This is a genomic window from Actinopolyspora biskrensis, assembly GCF_013408175.1.
GTDB lineage: Bacteria > Actinomycetota > Actinomycetes > Mycobacteriales > Pseudonocardiaceae > Actinopolyspora > Actinopolyspora biskrensis.
Window position 1 is genome coordinate 196,121 of record NZ_JACBYW010000002.1, and the last position, 24,093, is coordinate 220,213.

21 protein-coding genes are annotated in these 24,093 nt (G+C 69.2%); 14 read left to right on the forward strand and 7 right to left on the reverse strand.

Annotation, left to right across the window (positions count from 1 at the left end; all coding sequences use genetic code 11):
- Positions 1-2: 2 nt before the first annotated feature.
- The 4 genes from FHR84_RS06620 to FHR84_RS06635 all read right to left on the reverse strand — a co-directional run bounded on the left by FHR84_RS06620 (position 3) and on the right by FHR84_RS06635 (position 4,011).
- Positions 3-920 (reverse strand): AurF N-oxygenase family protein, encoded by a 918-nt coding sequence (locus tag FHR84_RS06620; protein ID WP_179534585.1) that lies wholly within the window; start codon positions 918-920, stop codon positions 3-5.
- A 369-nt stretch (positions 921-1,289) separates the two neighbouring features.
- The gene (locus FHR84_RS06625; RefSeq protein ID WP_246300303.1) at positions 1,290-2,261 is read right to left on the reverse strand and encodes a DUF8017 domain-containing protein; all 972 of its coding nucleotides are present in this window, start codon (positions 2,259-2,261) and stop codon (positions 1,290-1,292) included.
- 235 nt (positions 2,262-2,496) lie between these two features.
- Positions 2,497-3,177 (reverse strand): LON peptidase substrate-binding domain-containing protein, encoded by a 681-nt coding sequence (locus FHR84_RS06630; RefSeq protein ID WP_179534586.1) that lies wholly within the window; start codon positions 3,175-3,177, stop codon positions 2,497-2,499.
- 162 nt (positions 3,178-3,339) lie between these two features.
- Entirely contained in the window at positions 3,340-4,011 is a 672-nt protein-coding gene (locus FHR84_RS06635) for an NUDIX hydrolase (RefSeq protein ID WP_425489875.1), read from the reverse strand.
- Positions 4,012-4,173: 162 nt separating this feature from the next.
- Here FHR84_RS06635 and nadA point away from each other — a divergent pair, with 162 nt between their 5' ends.
- The 3 genes from nadA to nadC are packed head-to-tail and all read left to right on the forward strand — an operon-like array spanning position 4,174 to position 7,735.
- Complete coding sequence (gene nadA / locus FHR84_RS06640; RefSeq protein ID WP_218862300.1) at positions 4,174-5,250, forward strand: quinolinate synthase NadA; 1,077 nt, start codon at positions 4,174-4,176, stop codon at positions 5,248-5,250.
- Positions 5,247-6,851, forward strand: a complete 1,605-nt coding sequence (locus FHR84_RS06645; RefSeq protein ID WP_179534587.1) for an L-aspartate oxidase — start codon at positions 5,247-5,249, stop codon at positions 6,849-6,851. Before nadA ends, FHR84_RS06645 begins: the two co-directional genes overlap by 4 nt.
- Positions 6,848-7,735, forward strand: coding sequence for a carboxylating nicotinate-nucleotide diphosphorylase (nadC, locus tag FHR84_RS06650; protein WP_179534588.1), 888 nt, complete (start codon positions 6,848-6,850; stop codon positions 7,733-7,735). The genes FHR84_RS06645 and nadC overlap by 4 nt, the downstream gene beginning before the upstream one ends.
- A gap of 35 nt (positions 7,736-7,770) precedes the next feature.
- Here the strand turns inward: nadC and FHR84_RS06655 are convergent, their stop codons facing one another.
- Together FHR84_RS06655 and FHR84_RS06660 are read right to left on the reverse strand one after the other, a co-directional pair.
- Positions 7,771-9,111, reverse strand: a complete 1,341-nt coding sequence (locus FHR84_RS06655; protein WP_179534589.1) for an NAD(P)/FAD-dependent oxidoreductase — start codon at positions 9,109-9,111, stop codon at positions 7,771-7,773.
- A 133-nt stretch (positions 9,112-9,244) separates the two neighbouring features.
- Positions 9,245-10,036 (reverse strand): nitrilase-related carbon-nitrogen hydrolase, encoded by a 792-nt coding sequence (locus FHR84_RS06660; RefSeq protein ID WP_179534590.1) that lies wholly within the window; start codon positions 10,034-10,036, stop codon positions 9,245-9,247.
- 203 nt (positions 10,037-10,239) lie between these two features.
- Between FHR84_RS06660 and FHR84_RS06665 the strand changes: the two genes are divergently transcribed.
- The 6 genes from FHR84_RS06665 (at position 10,240) to FHR84_RS06690 (ending at position 15,671) form a co-directional block, all read left to right on the forward strand.
- Entirely contained in the window at positions 10,240-11,829 is a 1,590-nt protein-coding gene (locus FHR84_RS06665) for an ABC transporter substrate-binding protein (RefSeq protein WP_179534591.1), read from the forward strand.
- A gap of 8 nt (positions 11,830-11,837) precedes the next feature.
- Positions 11,838-12,839, forward strand: a complete 1,002-nt coding sequence (locus FHR84_RS06670) for an ABC transporter permease (RefSeq protein ID WP_179534592.1) — start codon at positions 11,838-11,840, stop codon at positions 12,837-12,839.
- Positions 12,832-13,749, forward strand: a complete 918-nt coding sequence (locus tag FHR84_RS06675) for an ABC transporter permease (RefSeq protein WP_179534593.1) — start codon at positions 12,832-12,834, stop codon at positions 13,747-13,749. Before FHR84_RS06670 ends, FHR84_RS06675 begins: the two co-directional genes overlap by 8 nt.
- Positions 13,750-13,841: 92 nt before the next feature.
- On the forward strand, positions 13,842-14,789 hold the full coding sequence (locus FHR84_RS06680; protein ID WP_179534887.1) for an ABC transporter ATP-binding protein: 948 nt from the start codon (positions 13,842-13,844) through the stop codon (positions 14,787-14,789).
- Positions 14,783-15,424, forward strand: coding sequence for an ABC transporter ATP-binding protein (locus tag FHR84_RS06685; protein WP_179534594.1), 642 nt, complete (start codon positions 14,783-14,785; stop codon positions 15,422-15,424). The genes FHR84_RS06680 and FHR84_RS06685 overlap by 7 nt, the downstream gene beginning before the upstream one ends.
- Positions 15,425-15,518: 94 nt before the next feature.
- Positions 15,519-15,671: a hypothetical protein gene (locus FHR84_RS06690; protein ID WP_179534595.1), complete on the forward strand. Its 153-nt coding sequence runs from the start codon at positions 15,519-15,521 to the stop codon at positions 15,669-15,671.
- Positions 15,672-15,813: 142 nt separating this feature from the next.
- On the opposite strand, the gene FHR84_RS06695 is transcribed toward FHR84_RS06690, so the two are convergent.
- Positions 15,814-17,079: a M14 family metallopeptidase gene (locus tag FHR84_RS06695; RefSeq protein ID WP_179534596.1), complete on the reverse strand. Its 1,266-nt coding sequence runs from the start codon at positions 17,077-17,079 to the stop codon at positions 15,814-15,816.
- Positions 17,080-17,271: 192 nt separating this feature from the next.
- Here FHR84_RS06695 and hisD point away from each other — a divergent pair, with 192 nt between their 5' ends.
- The 5 genes from hisD (at position 17,272) to FHR84_RS06720 (ending at position 24,060) form a co-directional block, all read left to right on the forward strand.
- On the forward strand, positions 17,272-18,585 hold the full coding sequence (gene hisD / locus FHR84_RS06700; protein WP_179534597.1) for a histidinol dehydrogenase: 1,314 nt from the start codon (positions 17,272-17,274) through the stop codon (positions 18,583-18,585).
- 46 nt (positions 18,586-18,631) lie between these two features.
- Positions 18,632-19,750 (forward strand): histidinol-phosphate transaminase, encoded by a 1,119-nt coding sequence (locus FHR84_RS06705; protein WP_179534598.1) that lies wholly within the window; start codon positions 18,632-18,634, stop codon positions 19,748-19,750.
- Positions 19,747-20,358 carry an imidazoleglycerol-phosphate dehydratase HisB gene (hisB, locus tag FHR84_RS06710; RefSeq protein WP_179534599.1) on the forward strand — a complete coding sequence of 204 codons (612 nt, stop codon included), beginning with the start codon at positions 19,747-19,749 and terminating at the stop codon, positions 20,356-20,358. Before FHR84_RS06705 ends, hisB begins: the two co-directional genes overlap by 4 nt.
- 335 nt (positions 20,359-20,693) lie before the next feature.
- Positions 20,694-21,644, forward strand: a complete 951-nt coding sequence (locus FHR84_RS06715) for a PLP-dependent cysteine synthase family protein (RefSeq protein ID WP_218862309.1) — start codon at positions 20,694-20,696, stop codon at positions 21,642-21,644.
- A gap of 103 nt (positions 21,645-21,747) precedes the next feature.
- Positions 21,748-24,060: an FdhF/YdeP family oxidoreductase gene (locus FHR84_RS06720; protein ID WP_179534600.1), complete on the forward strand. Its 2,313-nt coding sequence runs from the start codon at positions 21,748-21,750 to the stop codon at positions 24,058-24,060.
- Positions 24,061-24,093 lie beyond the last annotated feature (33 nt).

The window sequence follows — 24,093 nt, forward strand, 5'->3', positions numbered from 1 at the left end:
GGTCAGATCAGGTTCGCGCGCTTGTAGAACCAGGTCGATGCCTTGGTGAGCAGTCCGGCGGAGCTGAGGAACTCCATCAGTCCGGAGCAGCTGGAACGCAGCAGCGACTTGTGGTGCTGGTTGTTCTTCGCCTCGCGGACGGCCCGCTTCACGTCCAGTCCCGCGTTCTCGTAGACCTTCTTGTTGACCATGCTGGTGACGATGAAGTACGAGGCGATGGCCACGACCAGGGAGTTGATCTGCTTGCGCAGCGGTCCGGCCTTCTCCAGGCGTTCCTTGGTCTCCTGCCTGGCGAACTTCATGTGCCGTGATTCCTCGACCACGTGGATGTTGTTGACGGTGCGGACGAAAGGCACCACCCGCTCGTCCCGCATCCAGTCCCGCTGCATCACGTCGAGAACTTCCTCGGCGACCAGGATCGCGGCGTAGGCGGCCTCGCCGAACGCGAGTGCCTTGAACACGCGACCGAGTTCGATGACTCCTCTGGGCGGGCGGTAGGCGGGAGCACGCAGTTTCGCGGCTCCGCGCGCGAACATGATGGAGTGCCGGCACTCGTCGGCGATCTCGGTCAACGCCCACTGGAAGGACGGGTCGGTCGGGTCCTTCGCGTAGAAGTCCCGCAGCATCATCTGCTGCAGGATCATCTCGAACCAGATCCCGGTGCTGGCGACCGACGCCGCCTCCTGACGGGTCAGCTCGCGCTGTTGCTCCGGGGTCATCTCCTTCCAGTAGGCCGTGCCGTAGAGGGTGCTCCACTCGGGGCTCGTTCCGTGGTAGTTCGTGTCGAGCGGCGTGTCCCAGTCGACCTCCTGAGCGGGGTCGTAGGACAGGGTCTCCGAGGAGTCGAGCAGCCTGCGGGCGACGTCGTCCCGATCGGACGCGGGGGAGGTCGCTTCGGAGCCGGTGATGCTGCTGGTCATGGGATCTCCCTGAAACGGTGTTCGGGTGTTACCGGCGGTTAGGGGTTACTGAAGGTAACACTTATTCAACCGATGCGACGAGATCCCGGTCACTGTGATGTGAGACACCCCGGCTCGGGGTGGGAGCGTGCGCGGCTGGGGCACTCGGTCCGCGCGGTTCCGTGAAGATCGGGTGGCTGGGCCGGATGCGGTGCGGGGCCGCAGGGCACGTGGCTGCGGGGTGCTGCTCGAGATGCTCCGCAACCCTTCGGAGGCACCGATTCGGCCGCCGGTTCCACGGCCCGCAGACCGGGTCCCAGAACGACTTCTGAGCGAACCCGCCCGGATGCCGGACGGGTTCGCGTGCCGAGGAAGGTTTTCGAGCGCCTTTCAGATCAGCCGCAACGACCTGAGTGAGCGGTTGACCTTTTCCGGGGCGACGCTGCCGACGGCTTCCTGATCGGCGATGCCGATCATGACCACGTTCTCCTGCTGACTGGGCAGGGCTATGGCGCCGATGTAGGTGGAGGGCGAATCGCACGGTCCCGGATCGGCTGGGGTGATCGTTCCGGACAGGAACGTCCCCTCGAGCGCTCCTCCGTCCAGAGAGGCCTGCTGCGGACTGTCCAGTTCGGTACGTGGTCCGGTACCGTCCGAGGAGGACCAGCCCAGCCTGGCCACGCGGCGCAGCACCGTCTCGGCAGCGGATTCGGCGTTCGGTTCCTTGATCGACGTCAGCCCGACCACGGCCCGGTACGAGGACGACGCCTGCGAGCAGAACCCGTCCAGGTAGGTCGAGTAGTTGCTCATCGTCAGTCGTTCGCCGGAGTCGTTCTCGAAGCCGGTTATTCCCTCGTGGTCGGTCTCCCATATCGGGGGAACGTCGTAGGCGACTCCGGCGTCGCCGATGGGGACGGACTGCCATCCCGGCTCCACCGGGGTGAGGCTGGTGCTAGTGGGAGCGCTCGTGGTGGGAGCGCTCGTGGAGGGCGACGTGCTCGCTGCCGAGCTCTGCCGGTCATCACCGGTCTTCACCAGCACGAGGGTGGTGATGATGACGATGATGCTGGCCACGGCCGTGGAGGCCACGGCGATGGTGGGCCCGTAACTCCGCTTCGGTGGGGCCTGGGGAGCCGGTCCGAAACCGGTTCCCGGTTCGGTGCCGGAGGCGGCGAAGGACTGATACCCCGAGGTTTCCGGATTGCCGGAGACGTTCGCACCCGGCAGGGAGTGCCCGCCCCGGTACTGCTGATAGTCGTGGCCGGACGCCCCGTCGAGGGGGTGTCCGCTCAACGGGTCGTAGTATTGCCGGCCTCCACCGTCCGCTCCGTACTGGTTGTTCGGCCCACCAGGTAACGACATGGTCCGAGATCCTAGTAGGAGCCGGTCGGCTCGGTTGGCGAGACGGCCGCTTCAGCGGAAGCGCCCGCCGGTTCGCGGGGCGGGCGCCCCTCGACAGCGATGTGTGTCGCGGGCCCTGCCGCCCTGCCCCGGGGTCGGGGCGCTCGAACCCGGAATGCGGATTCCGGAACGGGTCCGACAGGTACACCGGCGAGTCGACGGGACCGCTCGGGGCGACCGGACTCGAACGGAGGGATCAGTTGTGGCCCGCGTGTTCGGCGAACTCGGACAGCTGTGCCGGCACGGCCCGGAGTCTGCGGACGAACTCCGTCTCCCGGTTGATCAGCGACCTGACCCTGCGCAACCGCAACAGCGGGTCGGTCTCGGCCAGCAGGTTCTGCCGGTCGTCCGGGCTCAGCACACAGCTTTCCGCCAGTCCGTAGGCCAGGTCGGCGGTGTCGGCGTCCTCGGGAGGGGAGGTGCTGCCCTCGACCCGCAGCCCCGTGGCGAGATACCGCTCGTGCGCGGCACGCGCCGAGGCCGCGAGGCGGTCCCTGAGCTGTTCGGAGTCCTGGTCCGGTTCCGTGTCCGGCAGCCATTCCACCCGTGCCATCAGGTAGGGGGCGGCCTCGGTGTCCAGCTGCAGCAGTCGGAACCTGTGCTCGCCGCTGCTCGTGGTGTCGTAGCGCCCCTCGGGAAGTTGCTGTATCTCGCCCATCCGGGCCGAACACCCCACGTCGTACATGGCGTCGACGTTGTCCTCGCCGACTTCCCAGCCCTGCCTGATCCCGACCACGCCGAATCTGCGCCCGGGGACCACCTCGTTGACCAGATCCTGTACGAGCTGGCGGTAACGTGCCTCGAAGATGTGCAGTGGCAGCGAGCCACCGGGCAGCAGCACGTTCCCCAGCGGGAACAACGGGAGAGTCTCAGTCACGCCTCCAACCTACTTGTCCGGGGCCACGGCTGACCAACCGATCGGAGCGGTTCACCGGTCCGTGATCCTCTCGGGAGTCCGCTCGGTGTGGCTCGCTCGACGGGGCTCTCCGGCCGAGTCGTGGGTTGGATCGAGGGCTTTGAACAGGTCGCCCGCACCGGATCACCCCGGCGGTCGGAGCACGGCGAAGGCGTCGGTGATCTGCAGGTCGCGCGAGGTGAAGCGGAACAGTGCGGGAGGACGTCCACCGGAGGGGCCCGCCGCGACGGTCTGGCCGGTCGCCTCCAGGGCGCCGCGCCGGGACAGCACGCGCTGCAGGTTCGTGGCCGACACGCGGTATCCGAGCGCCGCCGAGTAGATGTCCCTGAGTTCGGAGACGGTGAACTTCGGCGGGGCCAGGGCGAATCCGATGTTGGTGTAGGAGAGCTTGGCCCGCAGGCGTTCCCGCGCGGCCAACAGGATTCCCTCGTGGTCGAACGCGGTCTCCGGGAGGGAGTCGACGGGATGCCAGCAGGTGTCGTCCGGAAGTTCCGGGTCCGTGTCGGAGGGGATCAGTCCCAGGAAGGCCGTTGCCACGGTCCGGCTTCCCGGAATGCGGTCCGGGGAGCTGAACACCGAAAGTTGCTCGACGTGCGTGAGCTCCCGCACGTCGACCTTCTCGGCCAGCTGTCTGCGGATGGAGTATTCCACCGTTTCGTCGGGACCGAGTCTGCCGCCGGGCAGGGACCAGCGGTTCGGGTGGGGAGGTTTGGCGCGCTGCCACAACAGCGCCTGCAGCCGGTTCGCCCGTATCCGCAGTACGCCCGCGAGCACCTCGTGGCCCGTCGGTGTCACATTCGGGTGATCCCTGCGGGGTTCCGTGTTACTATGGGACACGTTTTCGATTGTAAGACGAAAACCCTGATCGGAAAATCAGGAGACCGACGACCCGGCGGGCGCCGGGTCTCGCGGGGAATCGGCGCGATGGTCGGCCACCGCGCCGGTGAGGAGGAGGACATGGCCGCGACAGCAGCCACTTCCGGTGGTGACGGCGTTCCGGCCGGGCTCGACGTAGCGGCCGTGCGGTGCACCGAGGACGGCTACACGGGGGTCACGGCGAGCGCGGAGTGGGCGGCGGAGGTACGTCGGCTGGCCGAGCGGCGCAACGCGGTGCTGCTCGCGCACAACTACCAGCTTCCCGAGATCCAGGACGTCGCCGACCACACCGGCGACTCGTTGGCGTTGAGCAGGATCGCGGCGGAGAGCACGGCCGAGGAGATCGTCTTCTGCGGTGTGCACTTCATGGCCGAGACGGCCAAGATCCTGAGTCCGGAGAAGACGGTGCTGATTCCGGACGAGCGGGCGGGGTGCTCGCTCGCCGACTCGATAACGGCAGAGGACCTTCGCTCGTGGCGGGCCGAGTTCGTGCGCGCGGGTGAACCCGAGCCCGTCGTCGTCTCCTACGTCAACACCACGGCCGAGGTCAAGGCCGAAACCGACATCTGCTGCACGTCCTCGAACGCGGTGGACGTCGTCCGCTCGGTTCCCGAGGACCGCCCCGTGCTGTTCTGCCCGGACCAGTTCCTCGGGGCGCACGTCAAAAGGGTGACCGGCAGGCAGAACCTGCACGTGTGGGCGGGCGAGTGCCACGTGCACGCGGGGATCAACGGGGCCGAGCTCGCCGAACGCGCCGCCTCCGAACCGGACGCGGACCTGTTCATCCACCCGGAGTGCGGTTGTGCCACCTCGGCGCTCTACCTGGCCGGTGACGGGACCGTGGACTCCGACAGGGTGAAGATCCTGTCCACCGGCGGGATGCTGGACGCGGCACGCGAGACCGGGGCCTCCTCGGTGCTGGTCGCCACCGAGGTCGGGATGCTGCACCAGCTGCGCACCGCAGCCCCAGAGATCGACTTCCGGGCGGTCAACGACAGGGCTTCCTGCAAGTACATGAAGATGATCACCCCTGCGGCGTTGCTGCGGTGCCTGGCCGAGGGCGCGGACCGGGTCGAGGTCTCCCCGGGCACGGCGGCCGAGGCGCGTTCGGCCGTCGAGCGCATGATCAGCATCGGACGGCCCGGTGGTGGCGAATGACCTGGCGGGCGAAGGCCGACCTGCTGGTGGTCGGCACCGGAGTGGCCGGGTTGACCGCCGCGCTGCGTGCCCGTGAGCTCGGAATGCGCGTGCTCGTGGTCGGCAAGGACGCGGCAGCCGTCGGGAACACCGCGTGGGCGCAGGGCGGTATCGCCGTGGTGCGCCCCGAGGAGAGGGACGCGGACGACAGCGTGCGGCGGCACGTGCGGGACACGCTCGAGGCCGGCGCCGGGTTGTGCGATCCCGAGGCGGTGCGCAGCATCCTGGAGGACGGGGCCACGGCGATGCGCCGGTTGCGGGACACCGGGGCGCGTTTCGACACGACCGGGGACGGAGCGCTGTCGCGGACCCGCGAGGGCGGGCACAGCGCTTTCCGCGTCGTGCACGCCGGAGGGGACGCCACGGGTGCGGAGGTGCAGCGTGCGTTGAACGACGCCGCTTCCTCCGAAGGCATCCCGGTGCTGGAGCAGCACTGCGTCGTGGAGCTGCTGCACACCGAAGGTGGTGCTGTGGGCGGAGCACTCGTGCTGGACGAGGGGGGAAGACCCGGTGTGATCCAGGCTTCGGCCGTGCTGCTGGCCACTGGCGGGTTCGGGCAGCTGTACCGGGCCACTACGAACCCCGAGGTCGCCACCGGCGACGGGATAGCCCTGGCACTGCGTGCCGGCGCGTCCGTGGCCGATCTGGAGTTCGTCCAGTTCCACCCCACGGCGCTGCGCTCCGAGGCCCGGGATTCGGGGAGGCGCCCACTGGTGACCGAGGCCCTGCGGGGCGAGGGAGCGGTGCTGGTCGACGTCCACGGCCACCGGGTGATGCGCGGGGTGCACCCGGCGGAGGAGCTGGCCCCGCGCGACGTGGTAGCCGCGGCCATCGACAGGAGGATGGCCGAGACCGGTGCGGACTCGGTCCACCTGGACGCGACGTGCCTGGGTCCGGCGCTGCCGGAGCGCTTCCCCACGGTTTACGCCGCGTGCCGCGCGGAGGGGATCGATCCCGCAGTGGAGCCGGTGCCCGTCACCACGGCCGCGCACTACTCCTGCGGCGGCATCGTGACCACTGTGGATGGCAGAACCGAGATGCCCGGGCTGTACGCGGCGGGAGAGGTGGCCAGGACGGGGCTGCACGGGGCGAACAGGCTGGCCTCGAACAGCCTGCTCGAGGGGCTGGTGCTGGCGACCCGTGCGGCCGAGGCAGCGCAGCGGGACCTCCACCGGGGGCCGGCCGGGCGGAAGTTGCTCGACTCCGGAGCGCTGCCCGCCGCCCCGGTGGTCGACCGCGCCACCCTGCGAGCGGTCATGAGCGCTCACGCCGGGATCGAACGTGATGCCGCCGGGCTGGCCGAAGCCCGTGAACGGCTGGACGAGGCGTCCGTGGTGCGTCCACTGCGGACGCGGGAGAACGTGGAGGACGCCTCCCTCACCCTGACGGCGTACGCGCTGCTCGCCTCGGCCGCCGAACGTGCCGAGTCCCGGGGATGCCATCGTCGGCGCGACCACCCGGACACCGACGATCGCCACTGGCGTCGTGGCAATGCGTTGCGGCTCGACGTGTCCGGTTGGTTGATCCGTTCCGCTTCCGGGGAAATGAGGGCAGTCGCGTGAACCTCGCAGAGGCCACAGTTCGAAACCTGCGTACCGCGGGGCTGGACCCCGCCGAATCCGAGGTGCTGGTTCGGGCCGCACTGGCCGAGGACCTCAGGTACGGTCCGGACGCCACCACCGCGGCCACCGTTCCGGACGAGAACGTCGCCACGGCCGGGTTCAACACCCGCGCCGACGGGGTACTGGCCGGGCTTCCCCTGGTGCTGGCCGTGCTGGACGAGGTGGTCGGTCCGGAACGGTACCGGGTGGACAGCGCAGGCGCCGACGGTGCGCCGGTACGCGCGGGTGAGTGCGTGCTGTCGGTCCGGGCCCCGGTGCGTCCCCTGCTCACGGCGGAACGGACCGCGTTGAACCTGCTGGGGCACCTTTCCGGGATCGCCACCGCGACGGCGGACTGGGTCGCTGCGGTCGGGGGGACGGGGTGCGTCGTCCGCGACAGCCGCAAGACGACACCGGGTATCAGGGTTCCCCAGAAGTACGCGGTGCGCTGCGGTGGGGGGAGCAACCACCGGTTCGGGCTGGGGGACGCGATGCTCGTCAAGGACAACCACGTGGCCGCGGCCGGATCGGCCGGTGCCGCGCTGCGCGCGTGCAGGGAACACGCTCCCGAGCTCCCGCTGGAAGTGGAGGTCGGCGAGCTGGCCGAACTCGACGAGGTGCTGGCCGAGTCCCCCGAACTCGTGCTGCTGGACAACTTCACGCCCGCGGACTGCGCCGAAGCGGTCCGCCGCGCGGCTGCCACCTCTCCCGGGACCGGGCTGGAGGCCTCCGGGGGGCTGACCCTCGAGTCCGCATCCGCCTACGCGAAGACCGGGGTGCACTACCTGGCGGTCGGAGCGCTGACCCATTCCGCCCCGGTGCTGGACATAGGGCTGGACATGTGAGTCCCGGGCGGATCCTCCCCGAGGGGAGGACGGGGTCAGCTCTGGGACGAAGTCGTCGCGGAGGACTCCTCGCCGCGCAGGTCGGGAACCTCGGGCGAGGAGGTGTCCAACGGCACGGTCCCGGAGCGGACCATTCCGAGCTGGACGCACTGCCGTTCCGCCGCCGCCTCCAGAGCCCAGTCGACCGCCACCCGCAGCCGGTTCGCGGGCATCGCCATCAGGTGGTAGCCACGTGTGACCACCTTGGCCGGGAAACCCGACATCGGGATGTGCAGTGGGTTCGCCGCGGCCTGGTGCGCCCCGAGGTCCACCACGAAGCCGAGGTCGCGGTGCCGGTATCCCTTCGGCGTGCCGTCGCGCAGCGAGGCGACCACGTTGCTCGCGGCGAGCTTGCCCTGGCGCGTCGCGTGCTGGGCGGTCATGGCCGTGAGACCGCCGGGATTGCCGCGGTCCGGCACCCCCGCCGCGTCGCCGCAGGCGAAGATCCGGGGGTATCCGGGCACGTTGAGCGTCTCGTCGACCGCGATCCTGCCCTCCCTGGTCTCCAGACCGAGGGACTCCACGAGCGGATCGGGCCGGACGCCCACGCACCAGATCAGCGAGTGGGTGGGCACGTACTGCCCGTTGTCGAGCGTGACCCCGTTCGTCCCGGCTTCCTCGATCGAGGTCTCGGTAAGCAGCTCGACCCCGCGCGCACGCAACACGTCGGTGGCCGCCCTGGACAACCGCTGGTCGAGCCCGGGAAGCAGCCTCGGAGCCACGTCGAGCAACTTCCAACGTATCGACTGGTTGGCCAGCTCGGGGTGGCGGTTGGCCAGCATCCTGGTGAAGTCCGGACCCTGGGCGGCGATCTCGGTGCCGGTGTAGCCCGCACCGACCACCACGAAGGTGCAGCGTGCGTCCCGCTCCGCCTGGTCGGTGGTGGTGGCGGCCAGTTCGATCTGCCGCGTGACGTGGTCGCGGAAGTACAGCGCCTCCGGGATCCCCCGGAAACCGTGCCCGTGCGTGGCGACTCCGGGGATCGGGAGCAGCTTGTTCACACTTCCCGCGGCGAGTATCAGCTGGTCGAAGGAGAGCCGTCCCGGGGTGTCCTCGGGGTCGGTGTAGACGATCTCCTGGTGGTCGGGGTCGACCGAGGTGACCTCGCCGAGCACCAGTCGGACCCGTGGCAGTGTTCCCGGCAGTGACACGGTGATCGCGCGGGGGTCGAGAATCCCGGCAGCCACTTCCGGCAGCAGCGGCAGGTACAGGAAGTAGTCGGTTGGATTGACGAGGACGATCTCCACCTCTTCCCGACGCGTCTCCTCGGCGAGGCGCTCGGCCGCGTGGTAACCGGCGAATCCTCCGCCCACGATCACTACTCGGTTGCGTCCCATCGTGTCCCCAACTGTTCGGCTCCGTCGGTTCCCCCATACCCGCTGGGGAACTCGATCAAACCGATCTCGGGTCACACGGCCGGGCAAGGGAGCGACCGGGTTCCGTTCCGGGAGTGGATCCGAGTACCCGGGATCAGAACTTCCTGTTGGCCAGCACGGGGATCGACTCCCGGGCCTGCTCGGCCCGTTCCGGTGCGATGTCGGTGATCAGCACGTCGGGTTCGGCTTCCAGCTGGTCGTGGATCTCCCCGTAGGGAGTGACCACCGTGCTGTAGCCGATACCGGTGGGGGCCTTGGCCGCCGGTTCCCTCCCGATGCTGCGTGGGTCGGCCTGTCCACAGGCGACCACCCAGGAGGTCGAGTCGAGCGCCCTGGCGCGGGTGAGCAGTTCCCACTGCGCGCGCTTACCGCTGCCCGCTCCCCAGGAAGCCGCCGTGACCAGCACCGAGGCGCCCTGTTCGGCCAGGGTCGTGTACAGCCCGGGGAAACGGACGTCGTAGCAGGTGGTCAGTCCGACGGTGGCGCTGGGCAACCGAACAGTCAGTGGCTGCTCGCCGGGGGAGACCGTGCGGGACTCCGTGAACCCGAACGCGTCGTAAAGGTGGATCTTGTCGTAACGCGTCCGCCGGCCGGGACCGGTGACCAGCAGCGTGTTGGTGACCCGTCCGTCCTCGGTCGGGGTGAACATGCCCGCGACCACGGTGACGCCCGCATCGGCGGCCAGCCTGCCGACCTCCCCGGCCCACGGGCCGTCCAGGGGCTCTGCCAGCGGTGCCAGTGGAACCCCGAAGCAGGCCATGGTGGCTTCGGGGAACACCGCCAGTTCCGCGCCGGCCTCGCCGGCGCGCCGCACACCGCCGGCCACGAGTTCGAGATTCGCGTCCGGTTCCGGAGTGGACGATATTTGGCACAGTGCTATTCGCACGTGGCTACCTCCCGCTGTGGCCGTGCCTACGGCTCCATGGTCCCATCCCGGCGACCCCGAGGGGAACGTGCTCAGGGGGACCGGCCCCTCCGGCAGGCTCGCCCCGGTGCTCGGAAGGTCACGTCGCCGTGGGAACGATGGATGGGAGTAGGCAAGATCTCATCGTGTTGCCAGTGAGTTGCAGCAATGTCTAGAGTTTCGGCGTGTTGAACCGCCGCACCCTGATGACCTCGTCGTTGGCTGCCTTCACCCTGGCCGGAACCGCCTGTTCGGCGCCGTCCAACCCGAGTGGAACGGAGCCGAGGTCGATGCTGTTGGCCGACGGGTACGAGCCGAGCAGCCTGAACCCGTTGTTGGGCTACGCCCGCTTCGGAGCGGCCAAGTTCTACGACGGGTTGCTCGCCTTCGACGGCAACGGGGAGCTCCACCCCGCTCTGGCGGTCGAACGCCCCACTCCCGACGAGGAAGCCCGCACGTGGACGGTCCGCCTGCGTCGCGGAGTCGCCTTCCACGACGGCGCGCCCTTCGACGCCCACGACGTGGTGGCCACCTACCGGGCCGCCGTCGACCCGGCGTACGCCTCGACGATCAGCTCCGATCTGTCCATGCTCGACGAGGTCGAGGCCGTGGACGATCACACGGTCCGGTTCAGGCTGAACATCCCCTACGCGGCCTGGCCTGCCAGGATGGTCATGGGGATCATGCCGAGGTCCGCCCTGAGCGATCCCGTTCCCCAGGACCGTTCCCCGCTCAACACCGAACCGGTGGGGACGGGGCCCTACCGGTTGACGGAGTGGCGTCAGGGCGAGCGGATGATCTGGAAGGCCAACGAGGACTACTGGGGCGACGCCCCGGCGGTGGACAAGATCACCGTCGTGTTCGCCACCGACGACAACACCAGGGCGCAGCGCGTGCAGGCAGGCGAGTTCGACGGGACAGTGCTCCCGCCGAGGCTGGCCGAACGGGTGGGCACCGCTCCCTACCGCACCATCCACCACGACACCGCCGACTACCGTGCCATCACCCTGCCGAACGATCAGCCGGTAACGGGGGATCCGGCCGTGCGGAAGGCCCTGAACCTGGCGGTGAACCGTTCGGGAATGGTCGAGAGCCTGCTCGGGGGGCACGGCACCCCCGCCTACACCCCCATCCCGGAGTCCATGGGGCGTTACCACGAGCCCGAGGCCCGGTTCGACTTCGACCAGCAGCGTGCTCGCCGGATACTCGACGAGGCGGGGTGGCGCACCGGGGCGGACGGTGTCCGCCGCAAGGACGGCACGGAGGCGCGGTTCACCGTCATGTACTTCGCCGACGACACACTGCGCAAGCAGTTCGCGCAGGCCTTCTCCTCGGACGCGGGCAAAGTGGGCTTCCGGGTCGAACTCGCCGGTGTGCAACGTTCGGAAGCCGCCGAACGCATCGGAAGCGACGCGATCGTGCTGGGCGGTGGGAGTCCGCTCGACCCCGACATCCAGATGTATACCGGCCTGCACTCCTCGATGATCGGGACCGGCACCTACAAGAATCCGGCCAAGTACCGGAACTCCCGGGTCGACTCCGCGCTGGACGCGGGCAGGCGCACCGTCGAAACGGCGGAACGCGCAAGCCACTACAAGGAGGCGCAGCGGGCCTACGTCGCGGATCCGGGGCTGGTGTACCTGGCCTTCATCCAGCACAGCTACGTCGTGCGTGACGGGGTCTGGAACGGGTACGAGCCGGTGATCGAGCCGCACACCCACGGCACGACCTGGGGTCCCTGGTGGAACGTCGAGGACTGGACCCCCGCGAATTGAGCGTCCGAATGCGGTCGGAGGGGCGCCTGGGGCGGCGGGGAGAGGCGGTCCTGTGGCTGGTCCTGCGCAGACTGGTGATGGCGGTTCCCGTGCTGCTGCTCGTCTCGTTCGGCGTGTTCCTGCTCGCCGCGGCCTCGCCCTTCGACCCGATCCACCAGTACTACGGGGTGCAGATCTTCAACGCCTCCACCGCGGACGTGGCCAGGGTCCGCGCCGAGCTCGGACTCGACCAACCGGTGCTGCTGCGCTTCTGGGACTGGTTGAGCGGACTGGTCACCGGGGACCTGGGGGTGTCGCGTTCGATGCGCCAGCCGGTGGCCGAGGTGCTCGCGGAAAGGTTGCCGTGGACGCTGCTGCTCGCCGCGAGCGGCCTGGGCTTCGCGGTCGTCCTCTCGTTGGTCGCCGGGACGCTGGCCGCCTGGCGCCAGGGGGGTTGGTTCGACAGGACGGTCACCGCCCTCGGGCACGCGCTGGAGGGGATACCGCCCTTCGTGCTGGCCCTGCTGGCCATCGCCCTGTTCTCACTGGGACTCGGCTGGTTACCGGTCGCAGGGCTCACCGACGCGGGCAGCCGGCTCGGGGCGGGCCAGGTGGTCGAGCACCTGCTGCTGCCGGCAGCGGTGCTCGGTGTCTCGCAGGCCCCGTGGCTGGTGCTGCACGTGCGCCAGTCCCTGCTGGCCGCGCTCACCGAGGATCACGTCACCGGGGCACGGGCCCGCGGTCTGCGGGAGCGGGTCGTGGTGCTGCGGCACGCCCTGCCCACCGCGCTCCTCCCGTTCGTCGCCGTGCTGGGAGCCCGCGTCCCCGAGCTGGTGACCGGTGCGGTGCTCGTGGAGGCGGTCTTCTCCTGGCCCGGTGTGGCCTCGGCCGTCGTGACGGCCGCACAGGCCGCGGACTACCCGCTGCTGGCCGTGCTCACACTGCTCGCGACGGCTGCCGTGCTGCTCGGTTCCCTGCTCGCCGACGTCGCCGCCGTACTGCTCGACCCGAGGGTGTCCGCCGATGGTTGAACTCGACTCCGGAAGAGCGCGCCCCCCGGGAGGCGGAGAGTGGCGCAGCGCGGCCCGGACGCGCGCGGGCACCGCGCGCGGCGGCACCGGCAGGGCTCGGCTGCGCGCGCGTGCGTCGGTGGTCGTGCTGGTCTCGCTGGTGCTCGCCGCCGTGCTGGTTCCGATGCTGTCCCCGGCCCCGGGGTTGGTCGATTACACCTCGGTGCGCATGCCCCCCGAGCCCGGGCACCCGTTCGGGACGGACACCTCGGGGAGGGACCTGTTCGTGCGCTCGTGGGCGGGGCTGCGCATCTCGCTGCTGGTCGCCGCGGTCAGCACCCTGGTCTCCACCGTGCTCGGATCCGCCGTGGGAGCCGTCGCGGGTTCCTTCGGGGGGTGGGTCGACCGGCTGCTGATGCGGGTGGTCGACGCGATCAACTCCGTGCCGCACCTGCTGCTGGGGATCGTGATAGTCGCTTTGTACCGCGGCACCGTGCTGGCCGTGGTGCTGTCCATCGGGCTCACGCACTGGGCCACCGTCGCCCGCGTCGTCCGCTCCGAGGTGCTGGGGCTGCGCAACCGCCCCTACATCGACGCGGCGATCTCGGCTGGTGCCGGTCGGTGGTGGGTACTGCGCAAGCACGTTCTTCCGGCGATCGTTCCGCAGGCGGTGCTGTCCGCCGTGCTGCTGGTGCCCCACGCGGTGTTCCACGAGACCGCGTTGAGCTTCCTCGGGCTGGGGTTGCCGCCGCACCTGGCCAGCATCGGCAACATCCTGGGGGACGGGCGCGCGGCGGTGCTGCTCGGGGCCTGGTGGATAGTCGTGTTCCCCGCACTGCTGCTCGTGGCGACCACTCTCGCGGTTTCCGGCCTCGCGGCCGGATGGCGGGACAGGGCCGTCCCGACACGTCGTTCCGAACTGTCGTTGTGACCCGGGGGCCGGTGGAAGCGGTGCTCGAGTCGCCGGAAGAAGGGGGTGCGCTGTTGGACGGGCCGTCCCGACCGCTGTTGAGCCTGGACGACATGTCGGTGCGTTTCGCGCTCGGAGGCCGTCGTGCGGGGGAGACGGTGCACGCGGTCACGGAAGCGCGGTTGGAGCTGTTGCCGGGGCAGGTGCTGGCGCTCGTCGGCGAGTCGGGCTGTGGCAAGTCGGTGCTGGCCTCGGCCCTGCTGGGGTTGTTGCCCGCCAATGCCTGGCTGCGCGGCAGCGCCCGGGTCGGCGGTGCCGACGCGGAGGAGGACGTCGAGTTGCTCTCCGCCTCGGAGCAGGTGCTGGCCGGCCGGATCCGCGGACGGCGCATCGGCCTGGTGCCGCAGTCCGCCGCCACCCACCTGACCCCGGTGCGCACCGCGCGGGCGCAGCTGGCCGAGGCCGTCCGGGAACTGCGCGGGCACGAGGACGACGGGGATGTGGACGAGCTGGCCGGGCGAGTGGGGCTCGATCCTGCCGCCCTCGGGCACTACCCGCACGAGCTGTCCGGGGGGATGGCCCAGCGTGTCGTGGTCGCCTCGGCCCTGGTGGGGGAACCTCCCGTGGTCATCGCCGACGAACCCACCACCGGACTGGACCGCCCGCTGGTGGACCGCACCATGGATCTGCTCGGTGAACTGGCGAATCGGAGCCGAGGAGTACTGTTGATCACCCATGACCTGTCCGCCGCCCGGCGCGTGGCCACGCACGTGGCCGTGATGTACGCCAGCCGTGTGGTGGAGACCGGCCCGGCGGACGAGGTGTTCGATCGTCCGTGGCACCCCTACACGGTGGGACTGCTCAACGCGCTTCCCGAACGGGGATTCGAACCGATACCCGGGCATCCTCCGGCGCTCACCGAGCTCGACGCGCTGGAGCGCGAATGGGGCTGCGCGTTCTGCCGACGCCGCCCGGACACCCCGGGAGTCGCCGCCTGTGACGGAACCCCGGAGCTCGTCTCGTACGGCACCCGCTCGGTCGCGGCTCATCCGCCATGCTGAGGGCCAGCGGGCTGGTCGCCGGTTACGAGCGGGGAAAGCGCGTGCTCGACGGGGTGAACGTGGACCTCCCCCGGGGAGGGGTTCGTGGACTGGCCGGGCCGAGCGGCTGCGGAAAGTCGACCCTGGCTCGTGTGCTCGCGCTGTTGCAACGCCCGTGGGCCGGTACCGTGGAGCTGGACGGAAGCCCGATCAGGGGATTTCGACACGCGGCTTCCCGGAGACAGCGGACCGCTGTCGGGGTCGTTTTCCAACAACCACGCCCCGCCGTGGACCCGCGGATGCCCCTGCGCCGGGTGCTGGAGGAGCCGCTGCGGGCGAGCGGGGAGCGGGGTGTCCCCGAACGGGTGGCGGAGCTGACGGAGTTGACGGGGCTGGACGGGGAGCTGCTCGGCAGGTTTCCGCACGAGGTCAGTGACGGCCAGTTGCAGCGCGCTTGCCTGGCACGGGCCATCGCGCTGCGGCCGCGCTACCTGATCTGTGACGAGATGACCGGCATGTTGGACGCTTCCACCACGGCAGCGCTGGTGCGCGTGGTCGACGAGCAGGTGCGGGTGGAAGGGACCGGGGTGCTCGCCATCAGTCACGACGAGTCATTGCTGCACGCGTGGGCCGGGGACGATGTCATCCGGCTGTGATGATCATGGGTGTGGCAAGGTGAGGTGGTTGACCAGTGCAAGGTCGTTGTGACAGTGGCGGCCTCAGGCGCCCGATTGGTTGTGGAGAGCACTGATGAGCGAACAGACCACGTTCATGCAATGGCGCGAACGAGCGAGGTCGGAGATCCGCGACGAACACCCGCAGTTGCGCTGGTTGCTGCTCGTCGCCGGAGCGGTGGTGGTGCTCGGGATCCTGGCGGGAGTCGTGGTCCTGTTGCTGGGCTGATCTTCCCGCTCGTCCGGGACACGACCCGGGAACCGTTTCACGGGGCGCTCGGTCGTGCGGAGACCCGTCCGGGTCGGTCCGGATCCGGACCGGCCCGGACGGTCGGTTCCGCCGTGTGCCGAGTCGCGGCACCGGGATCGGATCAGCGTCCGCTCTCGTCCAGCAGGATGGAGACCGCTTCGTCGTTGCGGCTCGTTTCGCGCTGGATGACCTCGTCCGGTGGGTAGAACCCGTCGATCCCGCCGCTGTCCGGATACATCTCGAAGGTGAAGGACAGGATGTCGTGCTCGGCCCACATCCAGTCGTTGACACTGCCGTCGGTGACGTAGAGATCGCTCGACTGCATGGGCGTGTACCCGTTGGTGGCGGCCATGGCCTCGCCGAGGTCGGCGAACCTGCGGTACTCCTCCCGGGTCATGCCGGGGGCGTTGTCCTCCGTGGTGTAGCCGTAGGGCCACAGCACCAGTTCGGAGAAGGTGTGGAAATCGATGTGCGCTGTTATCTGCTGCGTACCGTCCACCACCCTCGAGTCCACGAAGTCGCGGACGGAAGCGGTCTCCGGCGCGGAGAAGGCCTCCGGGCCTCGGTAGGTCGACGAGTTCGGGTCACCGCTGGAACCGCCGCAGCAACCCCACTTGTGACCCCAGTTCCGGTTCAGGTCCACCGGGTTCGACTCCCTGTTCCGCCGCCATCCCAGGTAGTCGCTTCCCGAGATGTCGTGGACGACCCCGTCCGGGTTCACCATCGGGATCACCCAGATCTCCCTGCCGTCCACCATGTCGCTGATCGCTTGGTCCGAGCCGTAGTTGTCGGTGTAGCGCTTCAGCACGTGCAGGCACATCTCGGCGGTCAGGTGCTCCCGCGCGTGCTGGTTGCAGGTGAACAGCACTTCGGGTTCGGCCTCGTCGGATCCGGCGTTGTCGCTGATCTTGACGGCCGGGATCTCGCGTCCCTCGGCGGAACGCCCCGCACTGGTCCTGTCGACGATGTCGGGGTGCTGGCTGGCGGCCTCGTCGAGCTCGGTGAGCATCTCGGAGTACGTGTGGTAGTCGCTGTCCTCGGCGGGGAAGTCCCCCGGAGCCGCTGGCCCCCGGGAGGAGCGGCCGGTGGTCGCCGACGCCCGTTCCAGGGCCAGTCCCGCGGAACGGAGCCGCTCCGCCTGCGAACCGTTCGCCTGGACGAAGGCGGTGTCCCCGCTTACGGACAGCACCAGCGCTCCTGTTCGCTGGATCTCCGTTCGCGTGCTGCCGTCGGTGTCGGTGACCCGGTACACGGTCCCGGAACTCGCTCGCTCCGGTCCCTCCGAGGTCGTCTGCCGCTGCTCGGCAGCGGACTGGGGGGCGGGAAACGCCAGCAGGCACGCCGTCACGGACAGCGCGGCCGCTGTTCGTCGTCGTAGTGCACGCATGTCTCTCCGATCGGTCACGAGTCGGGTGCTCTCCGACACTCGCGCCGATCACGCCCGGTGAAAACATACTTACGTCTGAACACGTGTCCTCCTTTCCGGTGGAGCAGGTGGTGGAGACCCGTGCGGAACTGCCGGTCGGGCCGCGCATCCGGACGGCTATTCTGGGAGCAGCGACGTTTGCGGAAGGATGCCATGCTCAGCCGAATTGATCTGCGCGGTCGGGAGCCGTCCGTAGGGGAGCTGCGTAACAGGCTTCCGCGTGCCGGAATGGACGTGGAACACGCACTGTCCGCGGTGCGCCCGGTGCTCGACGACGTGGCCGAGCGGGGCGTTCCGGCCGTGTTGGACCACACGGAACGGTTCGACGCGGTACGCCCTGAGCGCGTGCGGGTTCCCGACGGGGAGCTGCACCGTGCCCTGGAGGAGCTCGACCCCGCGGTGCGGGCGGCGCTCGAAGTGTCGGTGGAACGCGCCAGAGCGGTGCACGCCGATCAACGTCGCACCGAGGTGACCACCGAGGTGGCCGAGGGCGGGACGGTCACCGAGCGGTGGGTGCCGGTGTCCAGGGTCGGCCTGTACGCGCCGGGTGGGCTCGCGGTCTACCCGTCGAGCGTCGTGATGAACGTGGTCCCCGCGCAGGAGGCCGGAGTCGACTCCCTGGTCGTCTGCTCCCCTCCGCAGGTCGAGTTCGGTGGCAGGCCGCATCCCACGATCCTGGCCGCGGCCGCCCTGCTCGGTGTCGACGAGGTGTGGGCCGTGGGCGGCGCGCAGGCGGTCGGGCTGCTCGCCTTCGGCGGCACCGACACCGACGGCGGGGAACTCCTCCCCGCGGACATGGTCACCGGTCCCGGCAACGTCTACGTAACAGCGGCCAAGCGGCGGCTGCGCAACGTCATCGGGATCGACGCGGAGGCGGGGCCGACCGAGATCGCTGTCCTCGCCGACGACACGGCCGACCCCGAGCACGTGGCCGCCGACCTGATCAGCCAGGCCGAGCACGACACGCTGGCCGCGAGCGTGCTGGTCACCCCTTCGGAGGAGTTGGCCGAAGCAGTGGACGAGCGGCTGCGGGTCCGCGTGCCCGGAACCAAGCACACCGAACGGATCCGCACCGCGCTGACCGGTGAGCAGTCCGGTTGCGTGCTCGTCTCCTCCCTGGCGGAAGGGGTGCGTGTCGTGGACGCCTACGCGGCCGAGCACCTGGAGATCCAGACGGCGGAGGCCTCGCGGATCGCCGCGGAGGTGCGCAACGCGGGTGCGATATTCGTCGGCCCGTACGCCCCGGTGTCGCTGGGCGACTACTGCGCCGGGTCGAACCACGTGCTGCCGACGGGTGGATGCGCGCGGCACTCCTCCGGGCTGAGCGTGCAGAGCTTCCTGCGCGGTGTCCACGTGGTGGATTACACGCGGCAGGCTCTTCACGAGGTCGGAGAGCGGGTCGTGGCCCTGGCCGAGGCGGAGGACCTGCCCGCGCACGGCGAGGCGGTGACGGCCCGGTTCGACTGAGCCGGGGCGCAAGCATCCCGACTACCGACGAATTGGTGGAAGATCGATGAGCGACGTGATCGGCGGCGAGACGACGCTGGCCGATTTGCCCCTGCGGGAGGACCTGCGTGGGCGCACCCCGTACGGTGCTCCCCAGCTCGACGTCCCGGTGCTGCTGAACACCAACGAGAATCCGTTTCCCCCGCCGAAAGAGCTGGTCGACGATGTTCTCGCCTCGGTCCGGGAGCACGCGAGCGGTCTGAACCGCTACCCGGACCGGGACGCGGTGGCACTGCGCGAGGAACTGGCGGCCTATCTGGCCGGGGCCACCGGCGTGGCGGTCTCGGGGGCCAACGTCTGGGCGGCCAACGGATCCAACGAGGTGCTCCAGCAGATCCTGCAGGCCTTCGGCGGGCCGGGGCGCACCGCGCTGGGCTTCGAGCCCTCCTACTCGATGCACCCGATACTCGCTTCGGGAACCCGCACCGAGTGGCTGCCCGAACCGCGCAGGTCCGACTTCACGCTGGACGGTTCCGGAGCGGCCGAAGCCGTGGCGGAACGCGACCCCGACGTGGTGTTCGTCACCAGCCCGAACAACCCGACGGGGCAGTCGGTGGGACTGGACGATCTGCGCGCGGTGCTGCGCGCCGCGCGTGGCGTCGTCGTGATCGACGAGGCGTACGTGGAGTTCTCCGCGCGGAGCAGCGCGGTGGAGCTGATCGAGGAGTTCCCCTCCAAGGTCGTCGTCAGTCGAACCATGAGCAAGGCATTCGCCTTCGCGGGGGGCCGCCTCGGTTATCTCGCCGCCTCGCCCGCCGTGATAGACGCGTTGCTGCTCGTGCGGCTGCCCTATCACCTGTCGGTGATCACGCAGGCCGCCGCGCGCGCGGCGCTGCGTCACGCCGACGCCACCCTGGGCGGGGTCAAGCGACTGGTGGACGAGCGCACCAGGGTCGTGGGACGGCTGCGCGAACTCGGGTTCAGCCCGGTTCCCAGCGACGCGAACTTCGTGCTGTTCGGCCTTTTCGACGATGCCCACCGCGCGTGGCAGAGCTACCTCGACTCCGGTGTGCTGATCCGTGACGTCGGAATCGAGGGACATCTCCGGGTCACCATCGGCTCCCCGGAGGACAACGACGCTTTCCTCGCCGCGAGCGAACGAGTCAGTGAGGAGATCTCCAGGTGAACGCAGCAGCCCGTACCGGACGCGTGGAGCGGGAGACCAAGGAGTCCACGGTGTCCGTCGAGCTCGATCTGGACGGCAGCGGTCGAGTGGAAGTGGACACCACGGTGCCGTTCTACGACCACATGTTGCATTCGCTGGGGACTCACGCCGCTTTCGACCTGAAGGTGCGCGCGCGTGGTGACACGCACATCGACGCGCACCACACGGTGGAGGACACCGCCATCGTGCTCGGGCAGGCGTTGCGGGAGGCGCTGGGTGGCAAGGCGGGGATCCGCAGGTTCGGTGACGCCTGGATCCCGATGGACGAGACGCTGGCCCACGCCGCCGTGGACGTTTCCGGACGCCCGTACTGCGTCCTCTCCGGGGAGCCGGAGCAGTACAACACGTTCACCGTCGGGAACAACTACCCGTTCGTGCTCAACCGGCACGTTTTCGAGTCACTGGCGTTTCACGCGGGGATCAACCTCCACGTTCGCGTGATGTACGGCAGGGACCCCCACCACATCACCGAGGCCCAGTACAAGGCCGTCGCCCGCGCTCTCCGGGGCGCGGTCGAAACCGATCCGCGTTTCGCGGAGACCGTTCCCTCCACCAAGGGATCCCTCTGAGCCCCGTTCCCCGGAACCCCGTCGTCGGGGGCGGGTGGCGAACACCGCCCGCCCCCGCGCGGGGCGGCACCACCGCACGACCCCGGACGGAGGTCGCTGCTCGGGGGGCCCCGCGCCTCCGGTGCGGTGTCGGCTCACGTGCGGCCGAGCGCCACACAGAACTCCGTTGTGCGTCTTCGGTCGCTCGGCCGGGTGGTTTTCCCCGGGAAGCTACTTGACAGTCCGACAGCACGGACACCATTGTCTCTTATTGAGCAACGTAATGTGCATTGTGCAACACATTGGGTTGTCGCCTAGTCCTCAACTGCTTTGACAATGATGTCAGGGGAGAGCTCATGGCCAGGTCACCGACGGCCGGGATCCCACCCGCCGTGCCGCACGCCCCCGCCCCCGCCGACAACGGATCGATACTGGAATCGATCGGTGACACCCCACTGCTGTTGATCGAGGGCATCCGAGTCAAACTGGAGTTCCTCAACCCCTCCGGTTCGATCAAGGCGCGCATCGCCGCCTACATGATCGAACGCGCCGAGCGCGAGGGGCTGCTGCGGCCGGGCGACACCATCGTGGAGGCCAGCAGCGGCAACACCGGAAACGCCATGAGCATGGTGGCCGCTGTCAAGGGGTACCCGATGCTCGTCGTGATGCCGCGCAACGTCAGCGCGGAACGCGCGGCGATCTCCAGGGCCTTCGGGGCCGAGGTGCGCACGACCGGGGACTTCCACGTCAACGACGCGTTGGAAACGGCCAAAGAGCTGGGGCGGCAACCGGGGTACTTCGCCCCGAGGCAGTTCGACAGCGAGTGGAACGTCGACGAGAACCGCACCTGGCTGGGCCCCGAGATCCTCCGCCAGCTTCCCGAGGACGTGGTCCCCGACGCCGTGGTCGGCGGAGTGGGCACCGGCGGCACGGTCGTCGGAGTGGGCCAGGCGTTCCGCGAGGTGAACCCGCAGTGCCACGTGGCCGCGATGGAACCCGACGAGTCGTGCACCCTCGCCTGCGGCGAGGTCGACAAACACCTCATCGAGGGGATCTCGGACGGTTTCGTCCCGGGGGTCTTCGCGCGTCACCGTGACGAGGTCGACGAGATCATCGCCGTGGACAGCACGGAGGCGCTCGCCCAGGCACGTGAACTGGCACGCCGGTACGGCCTGTTCGTCGGGCCCTCCTCGGGGGCACACTTGCTGGCGGCGAAACGGCTCGGACAGCGCAGGCCCGACCTCCGGGAGATCGTCACCTTTCTCGCGGACGAGGGCGAGAAGTACCTCACCGAGCATTTCCGCTGATCAAAAGACATGATCGTGCCGAGTACACTGGCAGGAACGACCGGTGTGCGCGAACCGCCGGCATCGAAACCTCCGTGTTCGTGACGAGGGACGGGTGGATCTCGTGGGACGGCAGAGCCCCGAAAAGGACATCGACGAGTCGGCACTCGAAGTGCACGAGCCCGAACGGGCGGCGGTCGGAGTACGCGGAATCACCATCGCGCTACGCCGCAGCCTCGAACAGATGGGACCTGTTCGGACAGCCAGGACGCTGCCGCTGCTGAACCAGCGCAGTGGTTTCGACTGCCCCGGATGTGCCTGGCCGGATCCACGGGCGGAGGACGGAGAGTCCCGCAAGTTCGCGGAGTTCTGCGAGAACGGGGCCAAGGCGGTGGCCGAGGAGGCCACCACCCGCACCGTCGACGCCGAGTTCTTCCGCGAGCACTCGATCGACGACCTGGCCGAACGCACCGACTACTGGCTGGGACAGCAGGGGCGGCTGACCCGCCCGGTGATCAAGCGGGAAGGGGACACGCACTACCGTCCCGTCGAGTGGGCGGAGGCCTTCCGGATCATCGCCGACGAACTGAGCGAACTCGGTGCCGAGCGCACCGCCTTCTACACCTCGGGACGCGCCAGCAACGAAGCCGCCTTCTGCTACCAGCTGCTGGCCCGCTCGATGGGAACGAACAACCTCCCCGACTGCTCGAACATGTGCCACGAGTCCTCCGGGACGGCGCTGAACGAGACCATCGGAGTCGGCAAGGGTTCGGTGAGCCTGAACGACCTGGAAAACGCCGATCTCGTCGTGGTGATGGGGCAGAACCCGGGAACCAACCACCCACGGATGCTCAGCTCGCTGGAACGGGTGAAGCAGCGCGGCGGGAAGATCCTCGCGATCAATCCGCTGCCGGAGACCGGGCTGATGCGTTTCCGCAACCCCCAGAGCGTACGTGGCGTGGTCGGTTCGGGAACTCCGCTGGCCGACGAGTTCGCCCAGATCCGCATCGGCGGTGATCTCGCGCTGTTCAAGGCGATCAGCGCTCTGCTCATGCGTGCCGAGGACGAGGCTCCGGGAACGGTGCTGGACAACTCCTTCATCGAGAACCACACCGAGGGGTTCGCCGAGTTCGCCGAGCAGGCGCGCGACGTCGACTGGACCGAGGTCGAGCGGCTCACCGGCCTGGAACGGGAACAGATCGAACGAATCGCGCGGATGTTCGTGGACTCGAGCAGCACCGTGGTCTGCTGGGCGATGGGGATAACCCAGCACAGGCAGGCGGTGCCCACCATCCGCGAAATCGTGAACGTGCAGCTGCTGCGGGGGATGATCGGCAAGCCCGGGGCCGGAGTGTGCCCGGTGCGGGGACACTCCAACGTGCAGGGCGACCGGACGATGGGGATCTGGGAGAAGATGCCCGAGTCGTTCCTGGCCGCGTTGGACGAGGAGTTCGACCTGCGGGCCCCGCGGGAGCCGGGATGGGACACGGTCGAGACCCTGCGTGCCATGCACGAAGGCCGCTGCACCGCGTTCATCGGGCTGGGCGGGAACTTCGCGGCGGCCACACCGGACAGTGCCGCCACCGAGCGGGCGCTGCGCGGTTGCGAACTGACCGTCCAGATCTCCACCAAGCTCAACCGTTCGCACGTGGTCCCGGGGCGAACAGCCCTGATCCTCCCGACGCTCGGACGCACCGAACGGGACCGGCAACGCAGCGGGGACCAGTTCGTGACCGTCGAGGACTCGATGTCGGTCGTACACGCTTCGCGGGGGCGGCTGGCGCCCTCCTCGGACCAGCAGTTGTCCGAAGTGGCCATAATCTCCAGGCTGGCGCGTGCCGTGTTCGGCTCCGAGCACCGGGTCCCCTGGGAGGACTTCGAGCAGGACTACGACCGGATTCGGGAGCGCATAGCCAATGTGGTCCCCGGGTGCGCCGACTACAACCGAAAGGTGCGCGAGCCCGACGGTTTCGTGCTGCCGCATCCGCCGAGGGACAGCCGGAGCTTTCCCACCTCCACGGGCAGGGCCAACTTCACCGCGAACGTCCCGCACATGATCCACGTCCCGGAGGGGCGGTTGCTGCTGCAGAGCCTGCGCAGCCACGACCAGTACAACACCACGGTCTACGGACTTTCCGACCGGTACCGCGGGGTGGAGAACGCGCGCCGCGTGGTGCTGGTCAACTCCGCGGACTTGGAGGAACTCGGTTTCGCCGACGGCGAGACGGTCGATCTGGTCTCGGAGTGGGCCGACGGTTCCGGCGGTATCGAACAGCGTCGTGCCGAGGGGTTCCGACTGGTCTCCTACTCGACTCCGCGTGGTTGCGCCGCGGCCTACTACCCGGAGGCGAATCCACTGGTCCCGCTGGACTCGGTCGCCGAGGGCTCCAACACGCCGGTGTCCAAAGCCGTCGTCATCCGGCTCGAACGTGGCTGATCCGGTCGGCGAGAATCGCCGGGACATCCTTTC

Excerpts from the sequence above, each read along its gene's own strand:
- FHR84_RS06620 (WP_179534585.1), bottom strand. The coding sequence starts at position 920 with ATGACCAGCAGCATCACCGGCTCCGAAGCGACCTCCCCCGCGTCCGAT.
- FHR84_RS06625 (WP_246300303.1), bottom strand. The coding sequence starts at position 2,261 with ATGTCGTTACCTGGTGGGCCGAACAACCAGTACGGAGCGGACGGTGGA.
- nadA (WP_218862300.1), top strand. The coding sequence starts at position 4,174 with ATGGCCGCGACAGCAGCCACTTCCGGTGGTGACGGCGTTCCGGCCGGG.
- FHR84_RS06645 (WP_179534587.1), top strand. The coding sequence starts at position 5,247 with ATGACCTGGCGGGCGAAGGCCGACCTGCTGGTGGTCGGCACCGGAGTG.
- FHR84_RS06655 (WP_179534589.1), bottom strand. The coding sequence starts at position 9,111 with ATGGGACGCAACCGAGTAGTGATCGTGGGCGGAGGATTCGCCGGTTAC.
- FHR84_RS06670 (WP_179534592.1), top strand. The coding sequence starts at position 11,838 with ATGCGGTCGGAGGGGCGCCTGGGGCGGCGGGGAGAGGCGGTCCTGTGG.
- FHR84_RS06675 (WP_179534593.1), top strand. The coding sequence starts at position 12,832 with ATGGTTGAACTCGACTCCGGAAGAGCGCGCCCCCCGGGAGGCGGAGAG.
- FHR84_RS06680 (WP_179534887.1), top strand. The coding sequence starts at position 13,842 with ATGTCGGTGCGTTTCGCGCTCGGAGGCCGTCGTGCGGGGGAGACGGTG.
- FHR84_RS06685 (WP_179534594.1), top strand. The coding sequence starts at position 14,783 with ATGCTGAGGGCCAGCGGGCTGGTCGCCGGTTACGAGCGGGGAAAGCGC.
- FHR84_RS06690 (WP_179534595.1), top strand. The coding sequence starts at position 15,519 with ATGAGCGAACAGACCACGTTCATGCAATGGCGCGAACGAGCGAGGTCG.
- FHR84_RS06695 (WP_179534596.1), bottom strand. The coding sequence starts at position 17,079 with ATGCGTGCACTACGACGACGAACAGCGGCCGCGCTGTCCGTGACGGCG.
- hisD (WP_179534597.1), top strand. The coding sequence starts at position 17,272 with ATGCTCAGCCGAATTGATCTGCGCGGTCGGGAGCCGTCCGTAGGGGAG.
- FHR84_RS06705 (WP_179534598.1), top strand. The coding sequence starts at position 18,632 with ATGAGCGACGTGATCGGCGGCGAGACGACGCTGGCCGATTTGCCCCTG.
- FHR84_RS06715 (WP_218862309.1), top strand. The coding sequence starts at position 20,694 with ATGGCCAGGTCACCGACGGCCGGGATCCCACCCGCCGTGCCGCACGCC.